12 protein-coding genes are annotated in these 12651 nt (G+C 41.6%); all 12 read left to right on the forward strand.

Translation table 11 applies throughout. The features are described from left to right. The first annotated feature begins 2 nt into the window (after window positions 1–2). The 12 genes from H5158_RS14510 (at window position 3) to H5158_RS14565 (ending at window position 12651) form a co-directional block, all read left to right on the forward strand. On the forward strand, window positions 3–596 hold the full coding sequence (locus H5158_RS14510; protein WP_182740307.1) for an agglutinin biogenesis protein MshB: 594 nt from the start codon (window positions 3–5) through the stop codon (window positions 594–596). 22 nt (window positions 597–618) lie between these two features. After that, window positions 619–1152: a prepilin-type N-terminal cleavage/methylation domain-containing protein gene (locus H5158_RS14515; RefSeq protein ID WP_182740308.1), complete on the forward strand. Its 534-nt coding sequence runs from the start codon at window positions 619–621 to the stop codon at window positions 1150–1152. A 10-nt stretch (window positions 1153–1162) separates the two neighbouring features. Next, window positions 1163–1654 carry a type II secretion system protein gene (locus H5158_RS14520; protein WP_182740309.1) on the forward strand — a complete coding sequence of 164 codons (492 nt, stop codon included), beginning with the start codon at window positions 1163–1165 and terminating at the stop codon, window positions 1652–1654. Further along, entirely contained in the window at window positions 1641–2177 is a 537-nt protein-coding gene (locus H5158_RS14525) for a prepilin-type N-terminal cleavage/methylation domain-containing protein (RefSeq protein WP_182740310.1), read from the forward strand. Before H5158_RS14520 ends, H5158_RS14525 begins: the two co-directional genes overlap by 14 nt. Beyond that, window positions 2177–3007, forward strand: a complete 831-nt coding sequence (locus H5158_RS14530) for a type II secretion system protein J (RefSeq protein ID WP_182740311.1) — start codon at window positions 2177–2179, stop codon at window positions 3005–3007. Before H5158_RS14525 ends, H5158_RS14530 begins: the two co-directional genes overlap by 1 nt. After that, the gene (locus tag H5158_RS14535; RefSeq protein WP_182717722.1) at window positions 2997–3491 is read left to right on the forward strand and encodes a pilus assembly PilX N-terminal domain-containing protein; all 495 of its coding nucleotides are present in this window, start codon (window positions 2997–2999) and stop codon (window positions 3489–3491) included. The genes H5158_RS14530 and H5158_RS14535 overlap by 11 nt, the downstream gene beginning before the upstream one ends. Continuing rightward, window positions 3488–7228, forward strand: a complete 3741-nt coding sequence (locus tag H5158_RS14540; protein ID WP_182740312.1) for an H-type lectin domain-containing protein — start codon at window positions 3488–3490, stop codon at window positions 7226–7228. Before H5158_RS14535 ends, H5158_RS14540 begins: the two co-directional genes overlap by 4 nt. 335 nt (window positions 7229–7563) lie before the next feature. Further along, complete coding sequence (locus H5158_RS14545) at window positions 7564–9585, forward strand: formylglycine-generating enzyme family protein (RefSeq protein WP_182717724.1); 2022 nt, start codon at window positions 7564–7566, stop codon at window positions 9583–9585. Window positions 9586–9724: 139 nt separating this feature from the next. Next, window positions 9725–10768, forward strand: a complete 1044-nt coding sequence (locus tag H5158_RS14550; RefSeq protein ID WP_145238587.1) for a rod shape-determining protein — start codon at window positions 9725–9727, stop codon at window positions 10766–10768. After that, entirely contained in the window at window positions 10768–11610 is an 843-nt protein-coding gene (mreC, locus tag H5158_RS14555; protein WP_182717725.1) for a rod shape-determining protein MreC, read from the forward strand. The genes H5158_RS14550 and mreC overlap by 1 nt, the downstream gene beginning before the upstream one ends. Continuing rightward, complete coding sequence (gene mreD, locus H5158_RS14560) at window positions 11603–12082, forward strand: rod shape-determining protein MreD (protein ID WP_149982649.1); 480 nt, start codon at window positions 11603–11605, stop codon at window positions 12080–12082. The genes mreC and mreD overlap by 8 nt, the downstream gene beginning before the upstream one ends. Beyond that, window positions 12082–12651 carry a nucleoside triphosphate pyrophosphatase gene (locus tag H5158_RS14565; protein ID WP_149982650.1) on the forward strand — a complete coding sequence of 190 codons (570 nt, stop codon included), beginning with the start codon at window positions 12082–12084 and terminating at the stop codon, window positions 12649–12651. The genes mreD and H5158_RS14565 overlap by 1 nt, the downstream gene beginning before the upstream one ends.

The raw sequence follows: 12651 nt of genomic DNA on the forward strand, positions 1-12651 counted from the left end.
CAATGCCCAGTAAACCAGGCCATATAGCAGGTTTTTCTCTTTTGGAGCTTGTGCTTGTGGTTATTTTATTGGCGATTGTAATGAGTGTTGCTGTACCGCAGTTTTTAGATATTAAGGAGCGAGCCCATCGTTCAAATATTGATGCCGTTGCTGGTGGTTTTGCCAGTGCTGTTGGTTTAATTAGGGGGCAATGGGAGCTGGACGCGAGACCATCTGGAAATGGGGTTTCGCAGTTTGTTACGCATATAAATTATGGAGGTGTAGTTGTTGGTGTTGATGGCCGATTAGGCACGCCAACAAGTGATGAAACAGAGCAAGAGAACACGCAGGCATTAGTGATGAGTAGTTACAAATGCCAACAGGTGCTGAATGTGATTTTACAAGGTGCGCCAAGCAATACCCTAAGTAGTGACGCGTCAGTAGTTAAAGATGCAAAGTTTTTAGTGAGGTATAACGCAGATAAACTGCAATGCATTTACTATTTAACTCATTCTTTAGATGCGAAAAATATTCCAATAGATGGTGAACCATATGTTGGCACCAGTGGATTTTCGTACTTTCCTGTAACAGGCAAAGTACAAATTTTTAAATCTTAAGTAATAACAAAGAGGCTTACTTATGAAAACGCAATCAATGAAAAGTAACGTAGTTAATAAACAAGCTGGTTTTACTTTGGTAGAACTGATAATCGTGATCGTCATTTTAGGTATTTTGGCTGTTGTTGCCGCCCCTCGCTTTTTGAATCTTCAAGGAGATGCCAATGCATCAACACTTGAGGGCGTTCAAGGCTCTATTCGCAGTGGGATGAATATAGTCAATGGTAAGGCGATAATTGCCAGTGTGCAAAATTATGCATATGACGACGCCAATGTAACCCCAGAAGTGGAAGGCGTAGCACTTCATTATGGCTACCCTGTTGGTACCATTGAAGCATTTGAGAAATTCTTAGATATTGATTTTGCAGATGTGACTGCTGTTGCTTCAAATGTAAATGGTGCTGATTTCAATCTGGTCGATGGTGATAGTGAAACCACAATAGTTACTATCTTCCCTAATAGTTATGTTGTAACCGATAATTGCCGTGTTGAGTACACACCAGCAACGAGTAAAGATAATCCACCAGTAGTTAATATCGTATTGGATGAGTGTTAATTCATTAACAATGAAATATACGTGTAAGCAACGATTGCGTGGCTTTACTTTGGTTGAATTGATTATCACCTTAGTTATTTTGGGTATCCTGTCGGTAACGGCAGGGCCCAAGTTTCTAGGGAGTTCAACGGAAGACGCTTATGCATATCGCGATCGGGTATTAGCAGTGCTAAGAACAGCTCAGTTACGAGCAATGCAAGATACTGGGCTTACGAGTTGTCATAAATTGTACATAACCGCGACCTTAATTGCAGGACCGACACCGGATACCTGCACAGGTGGTGCTGATGTAAATAACCCGGAAGATTCAGTAGTAGCTATTAAAACGCAGCGCAGTGATTTTGTTTTTACTGCATTGGACGATAAAGGGGCCCAATTTACGCAGATTAATTTTGATCCTTTAGGTCGAAGCGATCAAAGTTGTGATGGCACTTGTCGCATTGATATATCGCTTGCCGGTGTGTGTATCAGTGGCGAAGGGCTTATTTATGCGTGCCCATAATCATGGATTTACCTTAATTGAATTGATTATCAGCATTGTCATTTTTGCCATTGCACTGACGATTATTACAGGGTTAATTGCACCTCAAGCACGGCAAAGCGCAGACCCTATCATACAGTTGCGGGCAAATGAGTTAGGGCAATCATTAATGAATGAAATTTTGGCCAAGTCATTTGATGAGCACAGCGAGCGTGCACCGCCATTTAGGCGTTGCTCTGAAAGTTCATTAGATGCTGAAGATTGTACAAGCTCAGAGAACTTAGGCTCAGAAGAGGGCGAAACACGCACCACTTATGATGATGTTGACGATTATATTGCATTGAGTGATCAGCCTATAACAAATAGTTTGGGTCAAGTGCTTACCCAATATCAAGGCTTTAATGTGGTCGTTACCGTTGTATATGACAGTGACTTTAATAGCGCAACAGCAAACGATGGTGTACTAGCAAAGCGTGTCACGGTAATTATAAGTAGCCCTAATGGCGAAGAATACGGTTTTAGTGCATATAAGGGTAATTATTGATGAGTAAGTACCTAAAACAATCAGCATTTACCTTAATAGAGCTTCTGCTTGTTATGGTTATATTGGGGATACTGGCTGTTACTTCTTTTGCTTTTATTAACTCTGGATTTAATATTTATAGTCAAGGGGTGGAGCGCCAAGAGGCTGTAGCACAAGCACGCTTTATGTTGACACGTTTAGCAAAAGAGCTACGCCATGCGATGCCAAACTCTTTACGTTTAAGCTGTGAAAATAACTGTGGTTTGAGCCAATGCCTTGAGTTTACGCCTTTTCAATCAGCTACCCATTACACTGGCTACTTACCTAACACTGCTCCCTTTATTGTTACGGCAGTAGATTTTGAATTAAATGACTTAACTCAACCAAGTCTTGGCGATTGGGCCAGTATTTATCCATTAGATCCAGCAGAAGTCTACGACGTAAGTAATAATAAACGTCTGCAATTAACTAATTTCGTATCATCTTCAAACAGTGAGTTAGATCAATGGCAATTTGATCAAGCATTTGCACAAGAGTCACCAGCAAAACGAATTTACTTACTGGCGACGCCTGTTAGTTTTTGTGTAGAAGGGACACAGCTTTATCGTTATCAAGATTATGGCTTCAATAGCTCCCAGCTGGATGCAGTTGAGCTACAGGCTACAACAGGCGTTAAACGTGATCTATTAGCGCTCCATATAGAAAATAACCTAGCAAATAATGCATTTTTTAGAATTGGGGATATTGCATTAACTCGTAATGCAGTGCTGAACATTCACGCGATTATGGCGTTTAATGATAATGAAGCTATGATGTTTAATCATGAGGTGCATATACCCAATGTACCTTAGCCCACGAATAAAAAGAACGGTTATAAATAAAGCTTATCAAGGTGGTAACCTACTGATTGTCACTTTGGTGATCATTGTTGTGATGCTAGTACTTGGCTTGGCTTTAGTCAGGATTTTATCGGCATCTTCGCAGCAAAATGTGATCGAGTATTATGGCTCTCGCGCTTATTTAGCTGCACAAAGTGGGTTAGAAAGCGGGCTAACTGAAATATTTCCACTTAATAGTCCAGCACTAAACTGTGCAGCAGTAACTACCTCCCCTGTTTTTCAAACTCAGTATTTAGAGAACTGCACAGTAACGATAACTTGTCAGCAATACTTGAATGTACCTGATAGCAGTAATAGCGCAGGCTCGGTGAATGTTTTTTATTTACAAAGCCGTGCCACATGCTCGCCAAGTAGTTGTGCTATCGGCGAAGCATGTCGTAAAGACTACTGGCAAACTCAGCGTACACTCTCTGTCGAAGCGAAGACTTTGCCATGATATATAAGTTATTCATCTTCATAATCATAATGATCTTTAGTGCTAACAGCATTGCTGTAGTTCCTAAAATTGAAGGGCGCTTTATTGAGTTGCAAGACACTTATGTCTCACCGATTTGGACCAAGATAAACTTTCAACAAGAGTACGAAACACCTCCCGCGGTGTTTATGCTATCAACTAATCAAGGGGGTAACCCTGCGATTGTACGAATTCGTAATGTAACAACAACCGGATTTGAAGCTCTACCTTTGGAACCTACCGGGGAAGACGGTGAGCATATTACTATGGGAGCACATTACTTAGCGGTCGAGTACGGTGTTCATGAATTTCCAGATGGCACAATAATGGAGGTTGGCAGTACAGATATCCAATTAGAGATTCAATATGGTCCTAAGTCTAACTACGTTTTGCCTAAAAGTTATCAGGCAATAAATTTTGCTCAACCTTTTGCTGTTAGGCCGAACTTTTTTCACTCTCTACAAACCATTAATAGTTTGGAAAGCAATCCACCTACAGATGCATTACGACCATTTTTAACGATTGCCGTAGAAACTAACTCGCTAACAACTTCGGGGGTTAATATTGCGCTAGAAGCCTCAGAGACACGAAGTGGCTTAATAAATAGTGAAAAAGTGGCTTATTTAGTTGTTGAGCCTGGCAACAATCGTACCTTTGTTGATGATAATCAGGTAGAAGTTTTATGGGAGAGCTTTTTTACTGGTTACAATGTCGATGGTTGGAGTGACGGTTGTAACTATTTTTATTTCTCAAATAATTTTGCTACTGCTCCATTGGTTGTTGCAAGTAAAAATAGCCGAGTGGGCGAAGATGGTGGTTGGCTACGAAGTTGCAATTTGACTCGTACGCGTTTGGGAATAGTTGTTGATGAAGACCGTGATGGAGACAATGAGCGTAGGCACCCAGACGAAGAAGCCTCTATCTTAGCTATGACCAGTACGTTTGTGTCAAATGGCGATGTTCTAAGTTGTGACACATTATTCCCCGGTGCGATTGCAACCTATAACAATGGCCAAATTCAGTTAGTCCAAGGAGTGACAGTCACCGATAACAACGCGAATATGCTTACGACCACAAACTATATTTCAACGGCATTAACTAATATCCCTCTTTGTAATGGTCAGCCTTGCGCTGCAAAAGGTGAAAATGCGTTAACTGCAGGACAAGCTTCACAAGTACCAACAGTGGCCAATGATGGCTCATCGGGTAGTGCAATTCCTACAACACTCGGTGGTGACTATTTTTTTGATGAGTTACAAATGACCATGATTGCGCCTGAGTATAGAGTAACCGCACCCACACGTATTTTTTTACAAAACTCTACTACGTTACTGTCGACGTCATTTTTAACTGTGGCGAATACTAAAATTACAATAGAAAATGGGGCGTATTTAGCGATTTATGTAGATGGTGCGGTGTCGATTGGTGCCGCAGTCGATTTTTCAGCTTTTTTAGTGACAACAGGTGAAGTACGCATTGCACAAGAAGCTCATTATACTGGCATGATCACCTCAGGCACGGAGATAATTGCTGAAGAAAGTTCATCATTTACTGGTACTGCAGTACCAAATAACATTCCTGGTTTTTGTGGTATTAATACGCCGGTTTTATTGGATCATTACCGATTATCAATGAGTGATAATAAAGGCCTTACCTGCGAAGCCAAAGAACTAACGCTAACTGCTTGTGCTAATGATGCATGCGATATAATTTATGATGAAGTATCCACTTTAGATTTATCACCAAATAATAGTACTCAACAAAGTTGGGTGACGGGTGAGGTGATAACTTTTACTGGCATTACAGATTTACAGTTCGCTAAGCGTACTACAGGGCAAGTGCAATTTGGTTATAATGTTGCAGACCCATCAGCGCCGCTACGTTGTTATATTGGTGGTACAAATGTGGGCTTAGGTGGTTGTAAGGTTACTTTTTCAGACGCGGGGTTTATTTTTAGCGATGAGACTAATAACACCACATCAATTTTAAACCAATTATCAGGTAAACCGTCAAACACCGGGTTCAATGCATCACAATTAGCAATCCAAGCTGTGAAAACGAATACCACAACCGGAGTGTGCGAAGCTGCTTTTCCTGCTGGTGGAGAGGTGGCTATAGATTTAGCCTATAGCTGCAGTGCAGGCTCTACGTGCATCGATAATCTTGCTCTAACAAATAACAGCACAACCCATAGCATTGGTCAAAGTTATCAAACAGTGCCTTTAAAGTTTGATAGTGATTCAAAAGCACCGATTGTGATTAATTATCCCGATGCTGGCAAACTGAGTTTGAATGCAAAATTAAACTTAGTGCTCGATCCCGTGACTAATTTATCGGTGAATTTAACGGGTAGCTCAAATGAATTTGTGGTTAAGCCCTTTGGTTTAGCAATGAACTTTGCTGATACCAGTGCGCAAGCTAATGATGCCAGCGGCAGTTTATTTAAACTAACCGGCGAGTCATTTTCGCTAAAAATGAATGCGGTGCAATGGCTTGATAACCAAGACACCAATAATGATGGCTACCCAGATAATTACAGTGCTATTTCAAGTAATCCAGTCGCTAAGCACTTTATTGGTGAGCAACCGGATGTGCAACCCAGCGTTTATTTGCCAACAGCGGGTGTGCTGGGTACGTTACAAGAAGAAAATTTAGTTGCGTTTGCAGATACCGGTAACTTAAGTGAATCAATATCAAGTTATAGCTACGACCAAGTTGGTATTATTGATTTAGTTGCGGGGCTCAAAGATGCCGACTATTTGGGGGCCGGTGATGTGCGCGGAGCGATTACTCGTGTTGGTCGTTTTGCGCCTTCGCAATATGCGGTACAAAATATTCAAGCCAATGCACAGTGCACCCGTTATGGCAGCAATAGCACTTATTTGAGTGAACCGTTTACGTTAGGGTTTACTGTTCAGGCGCTTAATCAAAATAACCAAGTAATGAAAAACTATATAGGCGGGTTTGTTAATTCAACGGTAAGCATTAATGCAGAGAACAGTGAAGTAGGAAATTATGTCTCGGGTAGTAGTTTAACTCCTAGATTGCAAAACTTAGAGGCTAGCCAGTGGGGCAGTACCGCAGCCCTAGCAGGACTTTTTACTATAAGTGATAGCGATACTATTTTAGCTCGACGCGGCTTTAATGATCCCGATGGCCCATTTGAAAGTGTAAATTTGATGGCAACTGTGACGGGAATTGAAGGGGCTGTATTAACAGCTGCCGACGATAATCCTAATTTAGCAACCGACTGCGCAGCAAACAGCAGCTGTAATAGTGTTGTGCTTAACGATACGCCTATTAGTTTTCGCTTTGGCCGCTTAGTGCTGGGTGATAATGCAGGGTCTGATTTAGATAATTTACTTGTGCCTATGCAGGCGCAGTATTTTAATGGCAGCGAGTTTGTACTTGATACTAATAATAATTGCACTGTCTTTGCACACCCACAAATAACACAAATCACTCCTAGCACGCCTGAGCTCAGTTATATTTATGGCAGTGGAAGAAGTGGTCAACTCGAACAAGGCATTTACCCAGCGAGTAATGGTATCTATGCTGAGCCTAAAGGCGCAGGTATTTTTACACTTGAGTACGATACAGAAAATTGGCTTGAGTGGGATTGGCAAGGAGACGCAAGTCAGTTAAATCCGCAAGGAATTTTACAATTTGGCCGTTTTAGAGGAAATGATCGTGTTATTTACTGGCGTGAAGTACGGTAATAACTGTATGTCAAACCAGCTTAAAATTCAGAGCTTAATGTTTCACAAAGTTGGTTCCTATAAAGCGCTTTATGGGCTGGTTAAAAGCTAATTTATATTAGGTTACTTTTACAGGGGGCTGATCTTAACAAGGGAACAGCCATCATTTGCAACTAATGCCTAGCTTAAATCACTTTTAATTCCAACTGAAGCTCGCATCTTGAGGCTAATTAGGTATAAACTCAGATAATTTTTGAACAAAGCTTGTGTTTTGCCTTGCAAGTACATAGCATAAGAGTTTAATTATAAAAAATAAATAATGACCAAATAATTGCCGCTTTTTGGGAATGGAATATATGCGAATTGCTCCTTTATCTCTGTTAATTTCAGCTAGCTTGTTTGCATCAAGTGCATTTGCACAAGATACAGCCACAGTTACTGGAATTGAATCTGAGATCAGTATTAAACAAGCTGAATACGATAACGCTACACAGATACTTGAAAAACATTTAAAAGAAGAAAGTCAGTTACAAAGTCAACTTGATTTATTACGCACTCGTTCGACTGAGCTGGACAAAGAAAAAAATCAAGCACTTGATGCCATGAATGAAATGTATCGTCGTTTAATTGATGATCCCACTATTGATATAAGTGCTGCACAGGCGCGATATCAGCAAGCTGTGGTTGATCATAAGCAAAATAAAGACGATATCGCGATGCAGTTGGCGGCAATTGCATCCCACCGCAAAGACATTGAACAAATTCGCGTAGCAAAACATACCCAGTTAAATACACTCGAAAGCTTAAAAGAACAATTAACAACAGCCCGAGTTGAGCGCTTACGTAATGAGTTTACCCGTGAAGGGACGCTAGAAGTTAATCACACTATCAACTGTAAACGTACAGAAACATTGGCAGCCTGTGAGCAACGAGGCCAGCAAATGGGCTTACAAAAAGCAACCAAGCGTTTTGTAGATCAAATATTTGCTAACTTAACTGAAGAGCGCCTAGTTGAACCAAAGCGCAATATGGCTGGTGCGCAAGTACAGGTTTTAAGTAGCCATGTAGTTAATAGTGCTTTTAGCGGCCAAGGCAATTATAACGTTAACTTAAGCGTCACTATGCGCGGTGATGTGAATAGCAGTCGCTTATGTAATTTATTGAGTGTTGATAATCGCTATTGTTCAGAGTACGGCACGCCGCTAACGGCAACTTATCAAACTCGGTATGACACTACTTTTACTGATAGTCAGTTAACATTCAGTGATGGTCAGGATAATGCCAACGTTTCGGTGTCACGCTTGAGCGAGCAACCGATACGCGATTATTCAGTCAAACCAATGTCAACGGTTGATACACAGGTCGTTGATAGTAATAAAATGATTGAATTCACACTGCGTTCAAACGTATACGATGACGAAGTGTTTATTGATGGCGTAAGTTTTGGTTCAACACGTTTAGCAACGACTTTACCAAGTGGTATTCATGATGTTGAAGTTCGCAAGCAGGGTTATAAACCTTATCGCGTGCGTGTTGATTTACGAAAGCCGCAGACGATTCATGCTAAGTTGGTAAAAAAGCCTGAGTCGATTGCTGCACCGACATACACCAGTGAGCAACGTAATACGACATCAGTAACCAGTACAGCTATAGGCAATGCCGCAGCTGCTGACGTGGTAGTCATTCCCGCAGGTAAGTTTGAAATGGGTGATATCAATGGTAATGGACTTGCAAATGAGCGTCCAGTTGTTGAAAAAACCATTGCAAACTCATTTGCGATGCAAAATAAAGAAGTGACAGTCGGTGCTTATCAAAAGTTCGTCAGCAACACTAATTATAAAACTGAAGCTGAGCGTAATCGTGGTTGCGCCTATTATTTAAATGGCGAACCAGTCTGGGAAGCAAATTTAAACTGGCGTAATCCAGGTTTTGAGCAAGGCAGTGATTTTCCAGCCGTGTGCTTAACCTACAACGATGCGAAAGCATACGCTGATTGGTTGTCTGGTCAAACAGGTCAACAATACCGGTTACCTAATGAGGTTGAGTGGGAGTATGCAGCACGCGCTGGTACTAAAACTGAATACCCGTGGGGTAATGAAATAGGTAAAAATTTAGCCAATTGTGGATGGTGTGGTAGTGAGTGGTCAAATAAAAGTGCATCGCCAACTGGCTCCTTTGCACCTAATGCGTTTGGTCTCTACGACACGGTAGGAAATGTATGGGAATGGACTCATAAGTCAGCTGAACAAGCGGATGTTACTGTCCGAGGTGGTGCGTGGAATTTTGCACCTAGTTTAGCTCGTGCTTCAACTCGTTTGATTTTAGCGCCAGACTTTCGTGCAAACTATATCGGTTTTCGTCTAGTACGCGAACGATAAAATTAATTTAAAAAGGAAGCGTTGCTTCCTTTTTTACCCAATTAACAAAGGTAGCTGCACTTTTTATTGCCGAACTGATTCAGCATGGTAAAGTTGCATAAGCTAATATAAGAACGTTTTTCAAAGGTCATCCAGCCTCATGTTTAAAAAGCTCCGTGGTATTTTTTCAAACGATCTATCGATCGACTTGGGTACAGCCAACACCCTCATTTATGTTAAAGACGAAGGCATTGTCCTTAATGAACCATCTGTAGTTGCGATCCGCCAAGAACGCGCTGGTGGTCCTAAAAGTGTTGCCTCAGTAGGGACTGAAGCAAAGCAAATGCTAGGTCGAACGCCTGGTAATATCAAAGCCATTCGACCAATGAAAGACGGTGTAATTGCTGATTTTTATGTAACTGAAAAGATGTTGCAACACTTTATCAAGCAAGTGCATAACAATAACTTTTTACGTCCAAGTCCGCGTGTGCTTATTTGCGTACCGTGCGGTGCTACGCAAGTAGAAAAACGCGCAATTCGTGAATCGGCTATGGGCGCAGGTGCGCGTGAAGTTTATTTAATTGAAGAGCCAATGGCTGCGGCAATCGGTGCCGGTTTACCGGTATCAGAAGCAACAGGTTCAATGGTTGTAGATATCGGTGGTGGAACCACTGAAGTTGCAATTATTTCACTAAACGGCGTGGTGTACTCATCATCTGTACGTATTGGTGGGGATAAGTTTGATGAAGCAATTATCAACTATGTACGTCGTAATTTTGGTAGTTTAATTGGTGAAGCAACGGCTGAAAACATTAAACATCAAATTGGTTCTGCGTTTAAAACAGATGAGCCAATTGAGATTGAAGTACGTGGCCGTAACCTTGCCGAAGGTGTTCCGCGTTCATTTACGCTTAATTCACATGAAATATTAGAAGCCTTGCAAGAGCCATTAATGGGGATTGTTAGTGCGGTAATGGTTGCCCTTGAGCAATCGCCACCAGAGCTGGCGTCAGATATATCAGCCAAAGGCATGGTATTAACAGGTGGTGGTGCATTACTTAAAGATTTAGACCGTTTATTAATGGAAGAGACCGGCATTCCTGTTGTGGTTGCTGATGATCCATTAACGTGCGTTGCGCGTGGCGGCGGTAAGGCACTTGAGATGATTGATATGCATGGTGGTGATGTATTTAGTTACGACTAATGAAGTTAATGTTCGGGCGTGCCATTTCTTTGCAGCTGCGACTTTTTGTCGCAGTGCTTTTGAGTATCGTGTTGATCGTAGGCGATCGTTATACGCAAGGTGGCACCACAGTACGCACTAGTTTAAACACCTTAGTTAGTCCGTTATTGTATTTAGCCAATTTACCTTATGAAGTATTTAGCCTCGGGGCTAAAAGCTTACACACGCGCGATCAATTATTAACTGAAAACGAAGCCCTCAAGAAAAAACAATTACTGCAAAGCGAACAGCTTCAGCAATATCAATTCTTAAACAAAGAAAATCAAAAGCTACGCGCGTTACTTGGTTCTTCTGCTAAGCAGTCAAATCGTAAAATTATTGCTCAAGTTCTCTCAGTTCATTCAAATCCTTATAGCCATCAAGTGGTGATCAATCGTGGCACGATAGATGGCATCAGTGAAGGCCAAGCGGTGATTGATGAAATGGGGGTCGTCGGACAACTTACCAAAGTAGGCTCAACGACGTCTCGGGTGTTACTGATGACCGACACAACCCATGCCACACCGGTACGTATTTTACGTAATGATGTGCGTACCGTGGTTGAAGGGATTGGTAAAATTAATTTAGTTAAACTCTCCCATGTACCCCATAGTTTAGATGTACGGATTGGCGATGTGTTAGTGACATCAGGACTTGGAGGCACTTTTCCTGAGGGCTACCCGGTTGCGGTGGTAACTGAAATTAATCGCGATGAGGGCCGCCCGTTTGCTCAAGTATACGCCGAGCCGATAGCTCAGTTAGATCGTATTCGCTTATTAGTGATCTTATGGCGTAATCAGCAGGAAACTATCAGTAATGAATAGTCGTTACTTTTTATTAATCGCCGTGAGCATCTTCCTTGCGTTGATCATGGCATTGATGCCATTGCCTTTTTCGTTTGAACCCTTTCGCCCTGACTGGGTGTTATTAGTATTAATGTACTGGTCTTTAGCTGTTCCACATCGATTAAATATTGGTACGGCTTGGGTAGTTGGCTTGCTGATTGATTTAGCCACAGGGTCACCGCTGGGAATTAATTCACTCACTTACTCAATTTGTATTTTTGTAACCGCAAGTAACTTTCAAAAAATTCGTAATTTTTCAATTTGGCAGCAAGCGATACTCGTGGGCTTATTTTTAACCTTATATCACTTAATGCAATTTTGGCTTAATCACTTTTTAATGGACGTTTATTTCAACCCGCAGTATTTATGGCCAGTCGTGACTGGCATGTTAAGTTGGCCTTGGATTTTCTTATTGCTACGTAAATATCGCCGTCATTTCAGGATCAGATAATGCAAACCGCCATTTATCTAGCGTCAGCTTCTCCCCGGCGCAAAGAATTGCTCACTCAACTTGGTATCGAATTTTCACAATTTAGTGTCGATGCTGATGAAAGCCAGCTAGCAGACGAAACACCCCTTGAACTTGTTGAGCGTTTAGCGCGTCTAAAAGCCCAAACTGGTGTTGCTATGGGATACACAGATCGCCCCGTACTCGGCAGTGATACCGTGGTGGTTATAGATAATCAGTCACTTGGTAAACCCCGCGATAAAGCTGACTTTATGGCAACCCTAAAACGTTTATCTGGGCGCAGTCATCAAGTGTTAACGGCAATTGCATTTGCCACTGAACACAAGGTTATGAGTTGTGTAGTAACCACGCAAGTGAGTTTTAAAACACTCTCAGAACAAGAATTAGCAGCATATTGGCAAACTGGTGAACCACAAGACAAAGCCGGTGGCTATGGCATACAAGGACTCGGTGGGCGCTTTGTTACTAATATTTCCGGTAGCTATTTTGCGGTAGTAGGCTTACCTTTATATGAATGCGAAAAATTATTAAGCGAATTCCTAAGTAGGTAA

Source organism: Pseudoalteromonas sp. SR45-6, from assembly GCF_014163545.1.
In the GTDB taxonomy this organism is placed as follows: Bacteria; Pseudomonadota; Gammaproteobacteria; order Enterobacterales; family Alteromonadaceae; genus Pseudoalteromonas; species Pseudoalteromonas rhizosphaerae.